The organism is Furfurilactobacillus cerevisiae (genome assembly GCF_048961765.1).
GTDB lineage: Bacteria > Bacillota > Bacilli > Lactobacillales > Lactobacillaceae > Furfurilactobacillus > Furfurilactobacillus milii_A.
Window position 1 is genome coordinate 1,186,881 of sequence record NZ_CP185253.1, and the last position, 21,067, is coordinate 1,207,947.

Consider the following 21,067-nt stretch of genomic DNA (forward strand, 5'->3'; position numbering starts at 1 on the left):
CCTTATTGAGAATTAAGAAAACCTGACAGTCCTAGAGCCATTAAAACTCATTTGATCGATGGCATTGGTCAGCAGGACCAACGGAATTTGTTCACTAACTGTCATGAATTATTGGCGATTAAGAACGGTGTACGCAAGAGAAACATTAGATCAAAGTGTTTGTTGGCACTGCCCGAGATAACCTTTTGATTATGATGAGATCAGCTACCTACCCATCGGACATGCTGTAGCAAAACTATTTTTTCAACTGATTGATTCTAATTATGAGATAAACTCAACGATCATTAAAATTATTAAGTTGAGTCAAAATATTTTAAGATGTGACTATTATGCCCGTCATTCTTGATTGGTTAGTGTATCACGCATAATATCGTTAAAATTATCGGTAAATCATACCGCCTAAAAGGAACAATTGTGCGGTAAAAGCACATTTTTTTAACCGCCGCACACATACATTTCTTCGTCGCTGTGATAAAGAGACTGTCGGAATTAAATGTTCGACATGTGCGGTCTTATTTTATACTTAGCTTTCGTTTACAGAAAATTATCAATATTCGGGAAAAATGTCAGCATATAGAAAATATATTGACTGCAAAAGGCGTCTTGTGTGATGTGATATTGAGCTTTATAAGCATTTTATTTTCGATTTCAGCAATACGTTTCAGCTAATGTACGGATTGATTGAAACTAATATATTATGGACTTATACTCGACTTTGGAGGATATCATGTTTAAAGCCGTGGAAAATGATTGAGCATGATTCAAATGGATATGAATCTAAAAAGGATTAATAGCTGGTTATTGTTTTTAATTTCATTAATTACATTTGTAATGATTAACGTCTCATTCTCTACTGAAAATGTGGCCAATGCCGATTCAGGCATTACAGATATGCGGAATTGGGGGCCGTGGACAGATCAACCTGGAATGACCGATTGGGCCGTGTGGCCGGCTTTTGATAATCCGTATTGGGATGAGTTTTTGGAACACTCAAATTTAAGTGATTCAGATGCGCGCGTGGCCGTGGCGAAAGATTATTATTATGATCGTCGAATATATTACAGGAATCAATATAACAACGCAAAGTCTTATGGCTGGAAAGATATTGATGGATATTGGTCTCACTTCAACGGCAATGGGACAAATCAAACTGGGTGGTTTAATGAATCCTCGAACTGGTACTTTTTTGATTCCACGGGCGTTCTTCAAGTAGGCTGGTTTTATGATAATGGTTCGTGGTTTTATGCAAATAATCGCGGTGAAATGCAGGTTGGTTGGATTGACATTAATGGGACTTGGTATTATTTTGACAGAACTGGCAGAATGTTAACTGGTTGGGTTTATGATAATGGAAACTGGTTTCTTTTATCGAACAGTGGTTGGATGAATACAGGTTGGGCGCAAGTTAATAACAATTGGTACTTGCTAAACGCTACTAACGGTCACATGAGAACTGGTTGGGTAGACGTCGATGGAAACTGGTATTATCTTGCTGCTGATGGTGCGATGAGAACCGGCTGGCTAGATATTGATGGAATTTGGTATTATTTGAATGAAAATGGTAGTTTGAGAACAGGGTGGTTCATGGTTAACGGACAGTGGTACTATGCAAACTATCAAGGCCATATGCAAATAGGCTGGACCGATATCAATGGAACCTGGTATTATTTCAATGCAGTGGGGGTCCTGTACACTGGATGGTTGAATGATCAAGGAAATTGGTATTTGCTGGATCGGAATGGATGGATGCATACGGATACGCTTCAAATTAATGGCACGTGGTATTCATTTAAGAGCAACGGTATGTGGATTCATTAGAATTGTTTTTTTGAAAATTTGACAGTTAAAAGGCACTTTCCACTGAAGAAAGTGCCTTTTTGAAATCATAAATGTGAAATCCCCTTTGATATGGCAAATTACAAGTTTAATCCGAACAAGCCCGGAATCTTTCAATGGCAGTCTGTTGATGATGTATTTTTAATGGTCGTTGATTAATTAGTTCAAGTGCTGCTAGGATCTCATCAGTCGTTACTTGGCTAAAATTGGTCTTTTTCGGGAAGAACCAGCGTAACCGTCTATTAAAATATTCATTGGAACCTCGCTCCCATGGTGAATATGGATGGCAAAAATAAACTTTGATCTGATAATCCTGTTCTAAGGCCTGATAATTGGCAAACTCTTTACCATGATCAACAGTAATGGATTTTACTTGGGGACCGAAGGCCCCCATAAACTTGCCAAAGGCGGTGTTTAGAGCCTTAGCCGTTCTATTAGGGGCTTTGATGGCCCATAGAAGTCGGGTCTTACGTTCTACGAATGTAACCAGACATGATCGTGACTCACTTCGACTAGAAAGCACCGTATCTACTTCCCAATGACCAAAAGCTAATCGTTGATTAACAGTTGTTGGCCGTTGTTCGATGGAAGTCCCACTTGTAAATTTCCCACGATTTTCGCTCACTCGGTGCTGGCGGACATTCCGATTGGGTAGATCAGTCAATTTGAAGGGGAGCCAGCCACGATTAAGCCAATTATAAATTGACGCAGTGCTCAAGTTATAAGCGGCCGCAATGGTTTCTGGTGACCAGGTTAATCGTAAGTGATTGGTAATTAAAGTCGCTAATGCTACCGTCAGCATCGAACGACGACCGCAATTCCGCCTTTTGCGATCTGCATCTTGCTGAGCTAATTCTGGATCATAAGGTTTAACCCGGTCCAACTCATAGCTAATCGTAGCTTTGGCGACGCCTAAGGCGTCAGCCATTACTTGGTAAGATTTATTCCCCTCATTGACCAGTTGTGCTAGTGCGCCACGTTGAAAACGTGATAAAGTAGATGTACCCAAAGTAATCACTCCCTATATTGGTTGGAATTAGCTACTACCATTGTAAGTGATTACTTTGGGCTTTTTAATTTCTGTTCGGATTAATTATAGAATTTGCCATATTAAAATGATTTTTTACATTTTTTCCAACCGCAAAATTCGGTCTTCAATCGGGGGATGCGTGTCAAACAGATGTGCAAATGACCTTTTGTTTTTAAAAGGATCTGTAATGTATAATGATGCGCTACTTGAATCTGCAGCTTGCATCGGTTCACCACCAGAAATCTTCTGTAACGCAGAAATGAGTCCTTGTGGGTTTCTAGTCAACTCAACGCTACCGGCATCTGCTAGGTACTCACGATTACGTGACAGAGCCATCTGAGCAATAGAAGCGGCGAGGGGACCCAATATAACAAGCACGATAGAGACAATGAACATGATGATTTGTAAATAGCCACCGTCGTTATCATCATCGCGGTCTCGACGACTGCCACCCCACCAGAACGAATTCATGCCGATGTTGACCAATAAACTGATGGCTGCGGAAAGTGCCAAGGCGATGGTTTGTAACCGGATGTCATAGTTGCGAACATGTGTCATTTCATGGCCAATAACGCCTTCAAGTTCTTCTCGGTTTAGCATTTGCAAAATACCACTGGTTGCTGCAACAGCTGCATGTTGAGGGTCATTGCCAGTGGCGAAAGCGTTAGGGCTGGGATCATCGATAATGAATACCCGTGGCATTGGCACACGGGCTACTAGCGCCATGTCTTCAACAATATGCCAGAGTTCAGGTGCTTGATCGGCACTGGTGATCTCGTGACCATGATTCATGCTCATAACGACGTTTGTTGAATTACCAATCATGATAGCTGAATACACAACCGCGATGACTAGCGCCATTAATAAGCCAGCAATGCTACTATTAAAGAACACATAACCGATTGCCGCTCCAATTGCGAGAACGAGTAATACAAAGCCAATTAGCACGTAAACGGTTCGGCGTTTGTTTTGTCGGATTTGTTCGTAAAGCAACTTTGTGTCTCCTTAATTTTAGTTATCAAAAGATACTTTTGGAGCTGACTTTTCTTCTTCAGGCACTTGCAGATAGTCAGCAGGCGTGAAGTGATGAAGATTGGCGACCATATTACTTGGGAACGTTTGAAGTTTCATGTTCAAACTAGCAGCGCTTGAATTGTACAATTGACGTGAGTAAGCAATTTTGTTTTCTGTATTACTTAGTTCCTCCATTAACTTACTGTATTCTTCGTTAGCCTTAAGATCGGGGTAAGCCTCAGAAACTGCCAAGATGCTTTTAAGCGTATCACTTAACTGATTTGATACTTCCATGGCTTTTTGATGGTCGTCAGAAGGGACACCCATCAACTGACTACGCAGGCTTGTTACTTTTTCTAACGTTGATTGTTCGTAGTGACCGTATCCTTTAACGGTTTCGACTAAGTTAGGAATCAAGTCGTTTCGACGTTTGAGCTGAACATCGATTTGACTCCAAGATTCCTGAGTGTAAGTGCGAGCACGAATAAGTCCATTATATAAACTGGCGTAGATAATGCCGAGTATAACTAAAACAACGATGATGACAATGGCTGTAATCATAATGAATCTCCTTTTTCATATTTAATTTGTTACCCGTATTCTACCAAACGTGGATGTGTTAGTGCTAATTCTTAAGCCTGCTTAATGATTAAACGCTGTTTTTGCCTTTATACGGGCATTCATGTATGATGTTAACATACAGAAACGGAGGAATTTTTATCATAACGATTCGTGAAGCACAAAAGGATGATGCTGGCCAGATAGCCCCCCTCATCAATATCATCTTTAAAGAAATGGAACTGGAAGAATTAGAAGACGTTCCTGACCCTGCCGTCCTGAAGGCCATTACCGCTGCGTACCAGAGTGAAGCATATCTATCTGGTGCCGCAACAACGGTGGTGGCCGAGGCCAATGGTCAAGTAGTAGGGGTAGCATTTGGCTATCCCGATGAAAATGAGCAAAAAGTGGACCAAGTGCTGGAAGACGCAACCAGTTTTAGTGACGTTTTCGCAGATGATCCATTCGGTTCAGATTACGAAGCATTTAAGAACGAATGGTACTTGGATTCGATTGTAGTTGATCCTAAATATCAGGGGATGGGCATTGGTGGAAAGTTACTTGAAGCGATTCCTGAAGAAGCTGTGGAAGACGACAAGTCAGTTGTTGGACTTAATGTTGACTTTGAAAATCCTGGTGCAAAAGCTCTTTATGACCGACATGATTTTAAAACTGTCGGAATTAAAAAGATAGGGGATCACTGGTATTTCCACATGCAACGAACTCTTAATATCTTAACTGAATTAAAGGCATAATTGCTAGGCAGGACTCTGGTGAACATGGAGCCCTGCTTTTTTATAAGTGTGTGATTATTGAGGCGAATAAAAATCAAAAAGGCTGTTGAGTTTATCAATTTGCTAAACTCAACAGTCTTTTGTTATACAGAGAAATCGTATTTTGTTATTTTTCTTCTTTGACAATGTATTTGGGACGATTTTTGGTTTCTAAGTATAAATTGCCAATATATTTAGTAGATTGTAAAATTAATCCGAACGCTGTTCGGACAAAAAAGATCAGCTTCCTTTAAAATGGTGTTTACAACAAACCCATCTTTTAGGAGCTGATCTTTTGTCTAGTATAACCTATTCCGAACGAATTAAAATCGAAACCTTTTGTGAACTAGGGCTGTCCAATATCCAAATGGGCGTTCGGCTGAACCGATCACCGTCAACAATTTCTTATGAATTATCTCGATGTCAACCTTATCAGGCTGAATTAGCACAAACAGATGCCGAATACAAGCGATCACGATGTGGTCGGAAAACTAAGCTGAGCGATGAGTTAAAGCAAACAATTCTCAACCATTTACATCTAAGCTGGTCACCAGGAATGATTGCTCACGAATTTAAACTAGCGACTAAATCTATTTATAATTGGCTAAATCAGGGGAGAATTGGTTTCTCCTTGAATGATCTACCTGAACATGGCGTACGCCAACGGCGTAACGTTGACCAACGATCCAAATATAATCAATCTTTGGGGCGATCGATTGAACAGCGTCCCATGATGATTAATCAACGTAATCGCATCGGTGATTTTGAACTAGATACCGTCGTTGGCCCTCGTGGGCATAGTAAGGCAGTTTTATTAACTTTAATCGATCGCAAATCACGGTTCCTTTGGGCATATCGGTTAAAGGACCGAACGACAGCGAGTGTTAATGAAGCACTGACTAAGTTCCTAACAACTTTTAATGGACCGGTGCACAGTTTTACTGTGGACCGTGGTACTGAGTTTAGTGGGCTAGTATCATTTGAATCACAATATGGTATTAAGACCTATTACTGTCATGCTTATACGCCAGCTGAACGTGGTAGTAATGAACGCTTTAATCGGAATTTACGTTATTTTTATCCTAAGGGGACTCGTTTTGAGCACATTAGTGCTCAAGATTTAACGACGACGTTACTCCAAATTAACCAGAGACCGCTTAAAATACTTGACTGGAAAACACCGTATCAGGTTATGCTGACCAATTTGTCCAAAAATTCGGATTAAATTTGCAATCTACCGATCAAAGATTTTCTTGGATTGCCTGTACTTTCGCAATCGCTTATGCAATGTCTGCTTTTTTCTTTTCCTACAGGGACTGTGTTTTTTGGTTTAACGCGATTGCACTTTTTCCGATTGTTTTATTAGGATTTGACCGGGTGGTCTACAGGAAAAATGGCATTTTGTATTTAGTAAGCTTGGCATATATTTTAATCACTAACTATTACATTGGTTTTATGATTTTGCTCTTCTTGATAATGTTAACTGTATTTTGTTTGGGATACAAAATTGCGGTTGATAAGCTTGAAGGAAAATCTCTGTTAGCTCTGATCATGAGAATATTTTTACTGAGTCTCAGTGCAACGTTGATGGGAATGGTATCAATACTGCCAAGTTGGATTGCTCAACGTAATGTGACGCAGAGTACTTTCGAGTGGACCTTTGATCAGCAGTATCCGTTTATTAAATTTCTGTCTGCCTTCTTCATGTTTCATTCAGGACAGGGGACTGCAAATTCAATTGCCCCAGAACTTTATACCTTGGTTTTAGTCCCGATACTCATTTGTTTTTATTTTTTAAACAAATGCTTTAAGAAAAGTGTACGTACATTTACTGGTTTTTTCTTGATTGTACTTACGCTGACTGCTTGGTTGACAACGCCGTTTATGATTTGGCACGGTCTAACCATGCCAAATAGTTATTTGAACCGTGAAGCATTTGTGCTAATTTTTGTAATCCTAGTAATAGCATTTCAAGCATTATGCAAGTTGAATGAGTTGAGCGTTGAACGATTTTTGACGGGTGTGGTGGTTACCTTTTTTGTGTTTATTCTTGTTATATTGTTTGATACTGATTTTGCACATCAAAATCTTATTTTAAACCTTTGCGCTGTTTTGCTTTGGTTGGCAGTTCTCTTCGGGTATTACCATTTTCGGTTGGGAAAATATGGTGCAGCCGTTATTTTGGCCTTGGCTGTACTTGAGGTTTTATTCACAAATCATGTTTTTGTGAGTTACGAGGCCCGCAATTCCGCATCTCAAAGTGGATTTTCACGTGTCGTCAAGGAAACACGGGAAGTTACTGCCACTTTGAATCAAAAAAATAATTCGGTCTTTAGAGTGGGAAGTACATTCGAAATGAATCCTAATGACCCACTGATGTTTAATTATGCAGGCGTGAGTGGATATTTGTTTCAAATACCAACCAAACAAACGGACTATTTATCCAATGTGGGGTATTTTCATAAATATAACTGGAAACGGTGGTCGCGATTTAATAATGGATCAACTCTGAGTATGGATAGTTTATTGGGAATTAAGTATGTCCTTGCTTCTGATGATAAAAAATTTATTCAATCAATTGAAGAGACTAACAATGTGCTTAGCGCCGTGAACACTAGTGTGGCAAAGGACTATTCTACTGCCAAATTTCAGAGGTTCGCTGTAATTAAGGCTTACCAGAATAAACAAGCTTTTCCTCTGATAATTCAGGGAGCGGCAAAAAAAGAAAATATTGGCAGAAATTCAGTTGTGTATAATCCGTTTGCATATCAAAATAAAATTTGGTCAGCAATTTCCGGCATCAACACACTCATGTATTCAAATCCTCAAGTGACTAAGATAGTAAACAGCGACACCTCCATGACATATCGAATTGCTGTCAGAAAATCAGGTCAACTGTACTTCAGCATACCGGTTCCACAAAATACGTTAGCTTTACCTAAACTTACAGTTGAAATGAATGGGAATAAAATCGTTGATTTGTTTTCTCCAGAAGAGGCCGAAAATGGAGTCGTTAGTTTGGGAAAAGTGAAAGCGGGAAGAAACGTAACCATTTCTGTAAGTGGCAATTTTAAAGCTAAATCAACATTTGATTTTAAGCCACTGTTTGCTATTGAAAATGAGCGACTGTTAACACGAGTAAGGCGTCAAGCAATAATTTCTGGGGAAGTTGAAACGCCGCGCACGAATGCAAGTGTAATGATGGTTAATACGAACCATCATTTTAAGGCACACCGCTTAATTGCAACGGTGCCGTTTGATTCTGGATGGCATGCAGTGGTGGATGGCAAGAAGACTAAAGTAAGTGAAGCACTGGGTCAGTTTCCATCAGTGCAGGTGCCTAGTGGCCGACATACCGTGAGGTTTCAATACGAAGTTCCAGGATTAAAGCTGGCTCTTGCACTTGGATTTTTGGGATTGTTGATGGGACTTTTGACGTTATCTCGTCTTAAAAAATAGAATAGAAGATTAAAAGGGCTCCGTAGACATTTAGATTTTTCATCTAATATTTACGGAGTCTTTTTATTATATAAAAGTCGAGGGGGCCTTAGAAAAATGTATTTGATGTCTCATTTTTCAATGGAAAATTAATACTGGTTTAAGTTTCGGGCAGTAGGATATTATTTAACATTATTATTGAAGAGCCAAACCAGGTGCGTTAATTTTTGTCCATAGTTTGACACAATAAAGTTAAAGGATCGATGCAGAGTGGAATTGGAACTATCGTTATCGGAGCTACATGTTAGACAGCTTGAAATGTTACGGTACATAAAACAAATTTGTGAAGAGAATAGAATCACTTATTTTCTCGATGGTGGCACCTTATTAGGAGCTGTGAGAAATCATGACTTTATTCCATGGGATGATGACGCAGATGTTTTGTTGTGGCGTAATGACTACGAAAAACTGATTCTACTTTTAAAGAAGCAAAAAGGACGGTTCGCGATAATGGATATTAGTATGCCTGCTTATCCTTTACCGTACGCAAAGTTAATTGATCGGGAAACGAGATTAACCGAACCTGGAAATAAACCAATCGAAGAATATGGTCTTTTCTTAGATATCTTTCCATTGGATACAATTCCTGACAAACGATTTAGTGCTTTGCTCTTTGTTAGTTGGGGATTGTTGAAACGTAAAATTGCCAGAGCAGCCTCGCAGACGTACAGTCAAAAATCTTTTTTTAAGCAAATAGGCGTGAACATTTTAACTCATTTTGATGCCCACCCTTTGGCGGTCAAGGCTAATAAATTTGCGCAATCTTTTACTGGCAAAAGTAGGTATGCTGTCAGCATGTTTGGTATCAAAAGACCAATGCTTATGAAGACAAAATGGTTTGAAAAATCGGAGACGGTTCTGTTAGCAAACATTGAATTTAACGTTCCAAAGGGGTATGACAAATACTTACGCGAGATGTACGGCGATTATATGGTCATTCCACCTGTGACGAAGAGACAGTCACACCATGTTCAGGTATATGGTAGATTGCAAATTTAATCCGAATTTTTGGACAAATTGGTCAGCATAACCTGATACGGTGTTTTCCAGTCAAGTATTTTAAGCGGTCTCTGGTTAATTTGGAGTAACGTCGTCGTTAAATCTTGAGCACTAATGTGCTCAAAACGAGTCCCCTTAGGATAAAAATAACGTAAATTCCGATTAAAGCGTTCATTACTACCACGTTCAGCTGGCGTATAAGCATGACAGTAATAGGTCTTAATACCATATTGTGATTCAAATGATACTAGCCCACTAAACTCAGTACCACGGTCCACAGTAAAACTGTGCACCGGTCCATTAAAAGTTGTTAGGAACTTAGTCAGTGCTTCATTAACACTCGCTGTCGTTCGGTCCTTTAACCGATATGCCCAAAGGAACCGTGATTTGCGATCGATTAAAGTTAATAAAACTGCCTTACTATGCCCACGAGGGCCAACGACGGTATCTAGTTCAAAATCACCGATGCGATTACGTTGATTAATCATCATGGGACGCTGTTCAATCGATCGCCCCAAAGATTGATTATATTTGGATCGTTGGTCAACGTTACGCCGTTGGCGTACGCCATGTTCAGGTAGATCATTCAAGGAGAAACCAATTCTCCCCTGATTTAGCCAATTATAAATAGATTTAGTCGCTAGTTTAAATTCGTGAGCAATCATTCCTGGTGACCAGCTTAGATGTAAATGGTTGAGAATTGTTTGCTTTAACTCATCGCTCAGCTTAGTTTTCCGACCACATCGTGATCGCTTGTATTCGGCATCTGTTTGTGCTAATTCAGCCTGATAAGGTTGACATCGAGATAATTCATAAGAAATTGTTGACGGTGATCGGTTCAGCCGAACGCCCATTTGGATATTGGACAGCCCTAGTTCACAAAAGGTTTCGATTTTAATTCGTTCGGAATAGGTTATACTAGACAAAAGATCAGCTCCTAAAAGATGGGTTTGTTGTAAACACCATTTTAAAGGAAGCTGATCTTTTTTGTCCGAACAGCGTTCGGATTAATTTTACAATCTACTTATTACTTTTCAAAACGTTGTCAAGGGCAGTTTAAAAATGTAGGTTTTCGGCAGAAAGAAATGTAGGTTTTCGGCAGTTACTTGAGGCCACGTAATCGGTAAGATTTACCAGTGATCTTCACTACGTGAACATGATGAACCAAGCGATCGAGAATGGCTGCTGTCACAGTTGGGTTCTGGAAAATATCAACCCAAGCGGATAGATCACTATTGCTGGTAATGATCGTTGAATGCTTTTCATAGCGGGCATTGACTAGCTGAAATAAGAGGTTAGCTTCTTGGTGACCAATTGGCAAATACCCAATTTCATCAATAATTAATAGGTCATAGCGCGAATAGCGGCTTAGAGATCGATCAAGCAGTCCTTTTTCGTAAGCTGCTCTCAATCTAATCAACAGCTCATGACAATTAATAAAGAGAACCCGACAGCCCTGTTTACAGGCCTCAATCCCAATACTAATTGCCAAGTGGGTTTTACCGACTCCCGGATTGCCAATAAAGATTAAGTTTTCAGACTTTTCCATAAAAGCCAGATTCTGGAATTCCAGAACCTCTTGGCGATTCATACTGGGTTGAAAGCTAAAATCAAATGTATCTAGGGATTTTGTATTGGGGAACCGAGCACGGCCAATGGCCCGTGCAATCTGACCTTCGTGTCGATTCTGGAGTTCCGAATTAGTTAAATCAATTAGCGCCTCAGTTAATGACAGATTATCAGTGTGAATTTGATCAAGGTAATTCGGCAAGTATTCACGGATTTTGTTTAACCCTAAGCGCTCAAGATTATTTAAAAGAATTTGATTATTAGTGGTCATGGTAGCCTCCTATAAGTTGTCGTAATCAGTCATATGTTCACGAATGTAAGCTGAAATGTCTTCATCTGTCCGCCCTTTAAGCAAATCAGATTTGAGGATATTGAACTGATCTTGGGGGTCATAATTCAGCGAATTGGTAGTTATGGAGTGCGTACGAATTTCTTCTCCGTTATAATAAATGTGAATGCGCTGCTCATCATTGGAGATTTCAACAGCAACCGTACAACCAATGTATCGCGGATCTACTGAGTACTTACATTTGCGGAAATTGATCATGGCCTCCTTCGAAACGACACGGGTAATGTTTTCTTCGAAGTATGGTTCAAGGAGATTAACTGGAACGCGATGAAGGTACTCTTTTTCTTCGTCTAACCATTTCAGGTACGGGACTTCGTCCGTGGCCTGCGAAGTTTCATGATTTAGATCATCTCGGAGCATATGAACTAGTTCGATTAGCTCAGTTCCATCAGCAAATTCAGTATTGTATGGCCGTAAACGTTCAACCGTGCGAGCAAGGGCTTCAACTGCACCTTTAGTTTGTGGTCTGAATGGTCGACAAGCAATTGGTGTGAAACCGGCATCTTTACAGAATTCGTGGAACCGTTCGTTAAAGACAGCGTGGCCAAACTGGGATTTTGTATGATCCACAACGGTTTTCATATTATCAAACCAGATTTCCGTCGGAATACCTCCGGTATGAAGGAAAGCGTCGTGTAAGCAAGAAAAGAGGGTATCTTGGCTCCGATCAAAGGTTAGTGTCATATATTTGAGTTTTGAATAAGGCAATACATACAAGAAAATATTGAATTTAAACAGCTCACCCTCGCTGCTCACTAGGGCCATTTCTTCTTTCCAGTCAACTTGAGCAGAGAGACCAGGGGAATGTTCAATCCGAATGGTAGCTTTCTTAACTCGTTCTCGGCGGGTTTGGCGACAATAATCTTTCACGAGGGTATAGCTGCCGGTAAAGCCCTTCTTCTGGATAAATTTAAAAATTGAAGCAGCCGAACAATTTAGTTCAAGCTTTGAATCGATGGTTTGCTTGAATGGATCCAGTAAACTTGGCCGTTTCGGTCGACCACTTGGTCGGCCCTTAAGTCCAGCTTTGACTTCCTCATAGGCTTTCTTAACGGTTCGATAATCAACATTATATTGCCGGGCAATCTCGGCGAAGTTAGGCTTAATATTTTCAGTCACGTAAATCGTCACTCCTTCTCTTAAATCACGTCTCACATCAAATTCCTCCTACACTCTGATGTGATTCATGATACAAAAAATGTAGGAAAACCAACAGTTCTAACCTGCCGTTTTCCTACATTTTACGGGTGCCTTTTACACAAAACGTCAAAGATGCCGTCGAAAAACGTAATTAAAATGTTCGGTAGGATTTCGGTTTGTGGAATTTGCTCACTTTTCAAAATATGATATGTTTTTTCCGCTAAGATAATATTTCGTTGCTCGATACAAGCAAACAAAACGTTGCATATGCAAAGAGTATAGTCATCGTTCGAAGAGTTTGATGACTTGCAAAAGGCGGCAAACTTTCGAATGATTCTCGTAAGAAGAAGAAAGTCGGTTTCTGCATTCAATTCAGTCGCAATGTTTGTGAAAAGATTCCATTCATAGGCATACCAAGTATCGCAGGAAAAAAGATAATTTGTGATGATTTTAATATCTTTATTGTTTCCGTGGTGACCGTTTAAGATATTTAGTTCAACATTCATTTGCGCTAACAATCTTTGGTATCGTTCATCGCGATTCGATTTCCAAGCCGAAAAAGTAATCTCTCTACATTCTTTTAATATCAAAATGTTGCCACGATTGAAGGCATTTAGAGAGTGCTTTTGAAGATCTATGAAGTTCTTATTTAGACTCTCGTAGGCTTTTTCAGTGCTCAAGAATTCAAATTCTTGAATAGACATATTTATTCTTTTTAGCAAAGATAGAAAACGAGTCATCGTAATGTCGGATTGACCATGTTCAAATTTATAAAGCATGTTTTTGGAGATAATATTCTGATATACCTCAATAGCGGGAATTCTTTTTGCAATTCGAATTTCTCGAAAAAGTAAACCACTTTGTAATTCCATAGAAAAGCCTCGAAATATTAAATTAAGATAGCCATTACAGCAACTAGTTTACAACTTTGTCACGAAAAAGGAATAAAGTATTATCCCATTTATAATTTTTAAATAAAATGATTATAAACTAATGCTATGGTGAACAGCCAAATTAATAGCGGAGGCTTTTTATGAAAAGCATAGTTAAGCGTATCACTTATTTAGGAATTGCGGTCGCTGCCTTCAGTATTGGACTTACAATATCAAATGCGTCAGTGAAGGCTGACAGCTGGTGGAGTTATCCAAGTGGTTGGTACCTTTGGAATGATGGTGGAAATAGCTGGGATACAGGCTGGCAATATAAAGATGGCAGCTGGTACTTTTTAAGCTCGGATGGCAGAATGCGTACTAATTGGGTTAATGATAATAACAATTGGTACTATTTTGATGGTTCTGGACATATGCAAACTGGTTGGCAACAAATCAATGGAACATGGTATTATTTTTATTCAAATGGTGAAATGGCAACAAACTGGGCGAATGTAAACGGTCAATGGTATTATTTTTCATCAGCAAACGGTGCGATGCAAACCGGTTGGTTAAATAACAATGGCTGGTATCACTTTGATAATAGTGGGCACATGCAAACTGGTTGGTATGTCGTAAATAATCAGTGGTACTATTCTGATGACGGTGGCTATATGTTAAGTAATGAATGGTTGAATGATGATTTTTATTTAACTGGAAGTGGTGCCATGGCTACTGGATGGACAAATATAAATGGTGATTGGGCATTTTTCCAAGGAAACGGACACGTTCAACATGGCTGGATTAATAGTAATCAAAAATGGTATTGGGATAACGATGAGGGCTTCATGGCCACAGGTTATGGTGTTCAAGTTGACAATGGAAGATATGCCGATTTTGATGACTCAGGTGTTTGGATCGGCTATGAAAATTACTAAAAACATTTTGAGTGCCGGCAAATTCAAATCAGTGATAAAAAAATCTGGTGATGCAGTATCATGCCGTCAGGATTTTTAAATTAATATTCTAATGTTTAAAAAGCACTGAAGTTCTGAATGCAAAATTCAGAACTTCAGTGCTTTTTATGCTTCCGTTAATTGTTATTAACACGGCGTACTAATGTTATTACGCATTTATATTTTCGAATAGACAACGACGTAATCATCGGACAACATTAATAGGTCCCGTTAATTTTACATACATAGAATTAATAAAACCTAATCCTTGAAGCTGAAACCAAACAACACCAGAAGGGTCACTGACTTCGCCGTTGATGACAACAACACTGCGATTGGCAATCGTACCAGACGGACGTCCATAAGGTTCAGCATAGTACGATACCGATTTACCATCTACAAAATCAATACTACCTCGAGCAGAGACAGATTGAACATTCCAGTTATGTTCTTTATGAACATCCTGATGAGAAGTGGGACGAACAGGTGAGTTGTTTAGTGTAAAAGCATTTGGTTTGTACATTACCCACTGATTAGTTCCCATGTTATACCAGAACTCACCATTATTTGTGGCAATTCGAGAAAATACTCGCCAAACCGATCCTACTGGCATTTCTAGTGCTTGTAATTCTCCGTCAGGACGATCATATGTTGGGACATCTTCTTGAATGGTGGCGTACATTTGTACTTTTTCAACTTCGGCCCAATCGGATTCACGGAAATACAAACGTGCTTCTTGTTGCTGATTCGTGAAGACACCATCAAGATTGCCGGTGTGATGAAGTAGGCGATAGTTGGCGAATTCTGGTACTTTTACTTCGTAGTGATCACCAATGGCACCACGAAGTACTTTTGGTTCAACTAATGTTTTACCAGAGTCAACGTCTGTGTAATAAACCCAAACTGGAACTCCTTCAACTAATTCTTCACTCATAATTGCAAACCCCACTGAATATTAATTAATGACACAAGTATAGCGCATTCAAACTAAGTCTTTAAAGAGGAAAGCGAGTAATTAAACAATCTTTTATCAAAGGTTATATCTTGAGCAATGGACTTTTAACGGTCAATAAGGTTATTCTTGAGGATAGCCATTAAAAAAGTATTACACTTCTTACAGATTAGTGTACGATAGTGTATGTTTCATAATCTCTCTGCAGTCAGCTCTTAGGTTGACCATTGTCGAGAGAAGATTGGCAATAAGTAAAATCTCGATACTTTATGAAAGATAGTTATAGGTCAATTAATTTGAAAAAAAGAATTATAACTTTAGATGTAATCCGAACCGTGGCAATCGTATTAGTTGTCGCATGTCATTCAATTCAACAAACAATTCCGTTTCTTGGAATTAGTGGGGATGGTCGTCAATTTGTAAATTATCCATTCATCAAGCAATTTGTAATGACCGCTATCTTTATCTTGGGACGGACTGGCGTTCCTTTATTTTTGATTTTGTCAGGGTATCTAATGATTGATAGACCCTTCACTGTGGCGAGCTACCTAAAGCATTTTTTGTGGCATAATTTGTTGTCATTGTTAGTTTGTTTTGAAATTTGGACCGGGCTTTATCAAATTTTCATTTATTTAGTGTTTAAGGTACATATAAGCATAAAAGATTATTTGTTTTCATTTTTGTTCTTAAATGATAAATCGTTTCAGTTGTTTTCAAAGTATCTGTGGCACTATTGGTATATTCCTGCCATAATTGGTTTGTATCTGGTATTACCATTTTTAGCAAACTCAATTGTAAAAGCAAATAAATCTCTTTTAGCTTCGTTCTTGATAGTTTCGATATTTTTTTCAATGATTGTGCCAGACGTTAATAGCATTTTGGAATTTGCGAAAAAGATGCAAAGGAATACAACACTTTCAGTTGGACTAACTTTATCATTTAGCGCTGTTTATTTTGTTTTTGGAAATGTCCTTAAGCGAGGACTGTTAAAAAAATGGACGCTTAAATGGTTATCAATTATTGGAATTTTATCTTTCGTGATTTTGGTTTTTGGTAGTTTATATATCAACGGAAGTTTCTCTGTTTCTAATGCCCCAGCTTTTTGTGTGTGGTATACAAATCCGATATTATTGATTTTTTCATTAGTAATATTTGAATTATTAACAAGAATACCTGATTCAAAGAAATTGTCGTCGTTTACGATATTGTCTGAATTAAGTTTGGGTGTGTATTTGGTGCATAGACCGATTCAAATACTTTTACAAAAATCTCAATTAATAAATTTTAATACCGGAGTGAATTTTTTGATCCTATTGGTAAGCACGTTGTTAATTAGTTATTTTCTCGTCTGGTTGATTAGTTTAATTCCGTTAGTCAAAAGGATGCTGCTAAATATTAAGTGAAATTGCCGAACTTTTCCGTGTTATCTCGAAGATTAATGCAAAAGCGTAAGCATATGTATGAGCAAAGGAACACCCATCGGATTTTGATGGGTGTTCCTTTGCATAAAAAGCTTTATTATCGTTCTTATTTCTTAGACTGTTCACTTTGCGCAACATTTGCCGTAGTTGTCTTCGTATCAGCTTCAACCTTAATGTTCTCACCATCCATCACAGCTTCAAGCTTGTGTGTGTCGGGGTTATCTAAGAAGAAATCGGCAATACGGTCTTCCAATTGCTCTTGAATAACGCGACGGAGTGGACGAGCACCCATCGTTGGGTTGTAACCTAAATCAACAAGCTTTTCTTCAACCGGCTTCGTTACACGAATGTGTAAGTTGCGGTTGGCCAACTGATCATTAACATCGTCTAACATCAGTTCAACAATCTGACCCAAGTTTTCCTTGGAAAGGGAGTTAAATTCAACGATGTCATCAAAACGGTTTAAGAACTCAGGCTTGAAGTAGTTACCTAACTTGGCCATCAGACTAGCATGTTCATCTTGAGCAGCACCGAAACCAACGCTGTTCTCGCCACTGTCACCAGAGCCTGCGTTAGAAGTCATGATGATGATGGTGTCCTTGAAGGATACTGTACGACCTTGAGAATCAGTCAAACGACCGTCATCCAAGATTTGCAAGAACATGTGCATAACATCTGGGTGAGCCTTCTCAATTTCATCTAACAGAATCAATGAGTAGGGGTGACGACGAACCTGTTCAGTCAATTGACCAGCCTCTTCGTAACCAACATAACCAGGGGCAGAACCAATCAGTTTGGAAACACTGTACTGTTCCATGTATTCACTCATATCGAAGCGAATCATGGCGTCCTTCGAACCGAACAATTCCTTAGCAAGTTGTTTAGCTGTTTCCGTTTTACCGACACCAGTAGGGCCGATGAAGAGGAAGGAACCGATAGGACGACCAGTTTGATTCAAACCAATTCGGTTACGGCGAATGGCACGAGCAACTTTATCAACTGCCTGGTTTTGACCGATAACATGTTTTTCAAGCCGCTTGTCCAGATCCTTCAATTGGGTCTTTTCTTGCGCTTGCATGTCGCTAACCGGAATATCAGTCTTTTCTTCGATAATGTGTTCAATATCTTTTTCAGTCACCGTGGCAGCATCATCGGGTTGTGGATTTTCATCCGCATCCTTCTTAGCTTTTTCTAGCTGATTGACCTGATCGCGGTAGTAGGCAGCTTTTTCGTAATCTTCCTTGTCCAAAGCGGATTGCTTGTGTGCCTCCGCAGTGTGAATCTTATCTTCGTAAGAAGTAGGGTCCACGTTGCGTAACGTTAAGTTCTTCTTTGAACCGGATTCATCAATCAAATCGATGGCCTTGTCAGGCAGGAAACGATCCTGAATGTAACGAGCCGACAAGCGTGCTGCCGCTTCAATCGCTGTGTCAGTGTAGTGAACGTGGTGATAATCTTCGTAATGTTTCTGAATACCTTTTAAAATTGAAACGGTATCTTCAATAGAAGGTTCCTCGACTTCAATTGGTTGGAAACGACGGGCTAAAGCAGCGTCCTTTTCAATATCGCGGTATTCTTTCTGAGTTGTGGCACCGACGAGTTGAAATTCGCCACGGGCAAGGGCAGGTTTCAATACATTACCGGCGTCCATGCCACCTTCAGCGTTACCTGCACCAACAACTTCGTGAATTTCATCGATGAACAAGATGATGTCGTCGTTCTTTGAAACTTCACTCATTAATTGTTGCATGCGTTGTTCGAATTGACCCCGAATACCGGTGCCTTGAACCAGTGAAACAACGTCCAAGCGGATGATTTGTTTGTTTAACAACTTCTCAGGCACCTTACCATTAACAATGGCTTGGGCTAAACCTTCGACAACCGCTGTTTTACCAACACCAGCTTCACCAATCAAAACTGGGTTGTTCTTCGTCCGACGGTTTAGAATTTCGATGACGCGGTCAATTTCTGCGTCACGGCCGATGACTGGATCAATCTTGCCTGCTTTAGCTTGGTCAGTCAGGTTTAAACCATATTGATCAAGTAGGGGATGCTTAGAGTTTTTATTGTTGTTACCGCCGTTATTATTGCCACCGCGGCCTGCTTGTGTTTGTGGACCTTGTTGTGCTTGTTGAAAGTTATTGGCATTGACGTTACCGTTTTGCATTGCAGCAAAGAGGTCATCTAAATTACCAAAACCAAATGGATCTTGAGCCATATTTGTTGATCCTCCGTTTCCGTTCATTAAATTATTCTCAGCTTGTTGTAGAAGTTGATAGCAATTTTGGCAAAGATGCACTTGCATCTGTTGTCCGTTCATTGTGAGACCTAAATGAATCGTGGCCTCATTTTGATGACAGTTTTGACAAAGCATGTTATCGCTCCTTCTAAGGGCTCACCAGCGGTTTGACCGAGTACATATGATTGCTGATGGCGAAAGGGAGTTGATCGACTGTTTTTCGTTTGACCAACTTTGACCTTTGACTAGTATTATACACACTAACAAAAAGTGTGCAAGGGAATTGCCTCACTTTTTTAGCACTTTCTTTATTAGAGTGCTAAAACGGAGAATTTTTCTTAACTGACAAAAGATTATTGCTTTGTAAACTTTTTAACGATTTAAATTCTTTAGTTTCTCTAATGATTTTTGTAAAAGTGATAATGAAAATTGTGTTAGATTATTATAATAATATCTAATAAAAGGTTATAAGTAAGGTGAGTTAATTGACGGAATACGCAGGGAATACAGTGCCATTTTTCTTTGGTACAGACGAAAACGCATATGGCGTAGCAAGGATGTATTACGATTTAACGGGTCAGAAAGCCATTATTTATGGAGCAAAAAACCTATCGGCAACTCGGTTCAGTAAATTCACCGATGTGACAGTGATTCCACATCTTAGTCAAACAGTCGCCTTTGCTAAAGCAATGCAGAATGGCATTTTGGATCGAATTAAGAGCTTTAAGCGTGTTGTGTTAATTGGCTTGGGCGATGCCTATGCAAAGTTAATTAGAGAGTATGCGTACTTTCCGGACAATGTTGTTCGACCGTATCCAGATGCTGAAATGTTTGAGCAAGTTACGGATAAGGGCCGTTTCTATCAATTGTTAGAGAAAACCGAGCTGAATCCAGCAGAATATGTTGAACTGAGCAAGAACGATACGGAACGTGACGTAAAGTCACCGTTTCCTTTTCCAGTTATGCTTAAGGCAACGGACTCGGTTAGTTGGGGTCCGATGAAATATCCAGATCATCGTAAGGATTATGTGCTTAACTCTGATGAAGAAATTAATCATTTCTTGCGCTTGGCTTATCATCAAGGCTATCAGCGGAACTTTGTTTTACAACGCTTTGTAGCGGGTGAGGGACAAGAATACACGTTTTCTGCCTATGTTGATCAACATCACCATGTTCGTGGCATGGCATTAGGCCACGTTGCCTTAGAGGACCATACGCCATGGGGGATAGGTAACCACGATGCCATTTTTCCGGTTCAGGAAAGCGAGCTAACAAATAAAATATGCCAATTTTTAGAGGATATTGACTATACGGGCATTGCAAACATCGTTTTCAGGTATGATCAAAAGACTCAACAATTTTTAGCACTTGAATTAAATGCGCGTTTGGAACGTTGCAGTTATTGGAGTGCATTAAACGGTGTTAACTGGGTTGAATTAATGTTGAAGGATGCAGACGATGAGTTTGCCAACGTACCTGATGACGAAATAACAAAGGTTATGACACAGCCTGATCAGATCACACTGTGGCTACAGGTTAGCCCACGGGTGTTTAAACGTTATGCACCGGACTCAACGGCTAAAAACGTAGCGGTTAATTTGATTCGGCAGCGGCGTTGGCGATACGGTTTTAAGGATAAACGGGATTGGAATCCTCAGCGTGCCCGAATGTATCATTTCATTCACGTTAGCAATAGATATCACTATGAAACGTGGGGCAACGTAAAAGTCAACCCTGTGGTTCGCTTTTTCCAGCTAACGCGGTGGGCAATCTTTCGTACTATCAATAAGATCGGTCCTAAATACAGTTTAATGAATTAGTGCTTTACTATAAGTAAATATTTATTTGCGACGATGGCCAGTTT

General features: G+C 39.5%; 17 protein-coding genes. 8 read left to right on the top strand and 9 right to left on the bottom strand.

Annotated elements, in window-relative coordinates; genetic code table 11:
* Positions 1 to 756 precede the first annotated feature (756 nt).
* Complete coding sequence (locus tag ABUE36_RS05610) at positions 757 to 1,818, top strand: hypothetical protein (RefSeq protein ID WP_421017327.1); 1,062 nt, start codon at positions 757 to 759, stop codon at positions 1,816 to 1,818.
* Between the two features lie 106 nt (positions 1,819 to 1,924).
* Here ABUE36_RS05610 and ABUE36_RS05615 read toward each other — a convergent pair whose 3' ends face one another.
* The 3 genes from ABUE36_RS05615 to ABUE36_RS05625 form a co-directional block, all read right to left on the bottom strand.
* Entirely contained in the window at positions 1,925 to 2,845 is a 921-nt protein-coding gene (locus ABUE36_RS05615) for an IS30-like element ISLsa1 family transposase (RefSeq protein WP_421017465.1), read from the bottom strand.
* A 114-nt stretch (positions 2,846 to 2,959) separates the two neighbouring features.
* Complete coding sequence (gene htpX, locus ABUE36_RS05620) at positions 2,960 to 3,859, bottom strand: zinc metalloprotease HtpX (protein ID WP_421017328.1); 900 nt, start codon at positions 3,857 to 3,859, stop codon at positions 2,960 to 2,962.
* A gap of 18 nt (positions 3,860 to 3,877) precedes the next feature.
* On the bottom strand, positions 3,878 to 4,438 hold the full coding sequence (locus ABUE36_RS05625; protein WP_421017466.1) for a LemA family protein: 561 nt from the start codon (positions 4,436 to 4,438) through the stop codon (positions 3,878 to 3,880).
* A 161-nt stretch (positions 4,439 to 4,599) separates the two neighbouring features.
* Between ABUE36_RS05625 and ABUE36_RS05630 the strand changes: the two genes are divergently transcribed.
* From ABUE36_RS05630 to ABUE36_RS05645, 4 genes are all read left to right on the top strand, one after another.
* On the top strand, positions 4,600 to 5,193 hold the full coding sequence (locus ABUE36_RS05630; RefSeq protein WP_421017467.1) for a GNAT family N-acetyltransferase: 594 nt from the start codon (positions 4,600 to 4,602) through the stop codon (positions 5,191 to 5,193).
* 313 nt (positions 5,194 to 5,506) lie between these two features.
* The gene (locus tag ABUE36_RS05635; protein WP_096109805.1) at positions 5,507 to 6,436 is read left to right on the top strand and encodes an IS30-like element ISLpl1 family transposase; all 930 of its coding nucleotides are present in this window, start codon (positions 5,507 to 5,509) and stop codon (positions 6,434 to 6,436) included.
* 2 nt (positions 6,437 to 6,438) lie between these two features.
* Positions 6,439 to 8,670 (top strand): YfhO family protein, encoded by a 2,232-nt coding sequence (locus ABUE36_RS05640; protein ID WP_421017329.1) that lies wholly within the window; start codon positions 6,439 to 6,441, stop codon positions 8,668 to 8,670.
* Between the two features lie 249 nt (positions 8,671 to 8,919).
* The gene (locus ABUE36_RS05645) at positions 8,920 to 9,708 is read left to right on the top strand and encodes a LicD family protein (RefSeq protein WP_421017330.1); all 789 of its coding nucleotides are present in this window, start codon (positions 8,920 to 8,922) and stop codon (positions 9,706 to 9,708) included.
* On the opposite strand, the gene ABUE36_RS05650 is transcribed toward ABUE36_RS05645, so the two are convergent.
* The 4 genes from ABUE36_RS05650 to ABUE36_RS05665 form a co-directional block, all read right to left on the bottom strand.
* Positions 9,705 to 10,634, bottom strand: coding sequence for an IS30-like element ISLpl1 family transposase (locus ABUE36_RS05650; RefSeq protein ID WP_096109805.1), 930 nt, complete (start codon positions 10,632 to 10,634; stop codon positions 9,705 to 9,707). The genes ABUE36_RS05645 and ABUE36_RS05650 overlap by 4 nt on opposite strands.
* Positions 10,635 to 10,810: 176 nt before the next feature.
* The gene (gene istB / locus ABUE36_RS05655) at positions 10,811 to 11,548 is read right to left on the bottom strand and encodes an IS21-like element helper ATPase IstB (protein ID WP_014386885.1); all 738 of its coding nucleotides are present in this window, start codon (positions 11,546 to 11,548) and stop codon (positions 10,811 to 10,813) included.
* A gap of 9 nt (positions 11,549 to 11,557) precedes the next feature.
* Positions 11,558 to 12,781 (bottom strand): IS21 family transposase, encoded by a 1,224-nt coding sequence (gene istA, locus ABUE36_RS05660; RefSeq protein WP_003555353.1) that lies wholly within the window; start codon positions 12,779 to 12,781, stop codon positions 11,558 to 11,560.
* A gap of 86 nt (positions 12,782 to 12,867) precedes the next feature.
* A complete protein-coding gene (locus tag ABUE36_RS05665; protein WP_421017331.1) occupies positions 12,868 to 13,638 on the bottom strand; it encodes a hypothetical protein in 771 nt (256 codons plus the stop codon).
* Between the two features lie 161 nt (positions 13,639 to 13,799).
* Here ABUE36_RS05665 and ABUE36_RS05670 point away from each other — a divergent pair, with 161 nt between their 5' ends.
* Positions 13,800 to 14,573, top strand: coding sequence for a hypothetical protein (locus tag ABUE36_RS05670; RefSeq protein WP_421017332.1), 774 nt, complete (start codon positions 13,800 to 13,802; stop codon positions 14,571 to 14,573).
* Positions 14,574 to 14,796: 223 nt separating this feature from the next.
* Here ABUE36_RS05670 and ABUE36_RS05675 read toward each other — a convergent pair whose 3' ends face one another.
* Complete coding sequence (locus ABUE36_RS05675) at positions 14,797 to 15,525, bottom strand: MucBP domain-containing protein (protein WP_421017333.1); 729 nt, start codon at positions 15,523 to 15,525, stop codon at positions 14,797 to 14,799.
* Between the two features lie 287 nt (positions 15,526 to 15,812).
* On the opposite strand from ABUE36_RS05675, the gene ABUE36_RS05680 reads away from it, so the two are divergent.
* Positions 15,813 to 16,946 carry an acyltransferase gene (locus tag ABUE36_RS05680; protein ID WP_421017334.1) on the top strand — a complete coding sequence of 378 codons (1,134 nt, stop codon included), beginning with the start codon at positions 15,813 to 15,815 and terminating at the stop codon, positions 16,944 to 16,946.
* Between the two features lie 124 nt (positions 16,947 to 17,070).
* On the opposite strand, the gene ABUE36_RS05685 is transcribed toward ABUE36_RS05680, so the two are convergent.
* On the bottom strand, positions 17,071 to 19,338 hold the full coding sequence (locus ABUE36_RS05685) for an AAA family ATPase (protein WP_421017335.1): 2,268 nt from the start codon (positions 19,336 to 19,338) through the stop codon (positions 17,071 to 17,073).
* Between the two features lie 422 nt (positions 19,339 to 19,760).
* Here ABUE36_RS05685 and ABUE36_RS05690 point away from each other — a divergent pair, with 422 nt between their 5' ends.
* On the top strand, positions 19,761 to 21,023 hold the full coding sequence (locus ABUE36_RS05690) for a hypothetical protein (RefSeq protein WP_421017336.1): 1,263 nt from the start codon (positions 19,761 to 19,763) through the stop codon (positions 21,021 to 21,023).
* Positions 21,024 to 21,067: the final 44 nt, after the last annotated feature.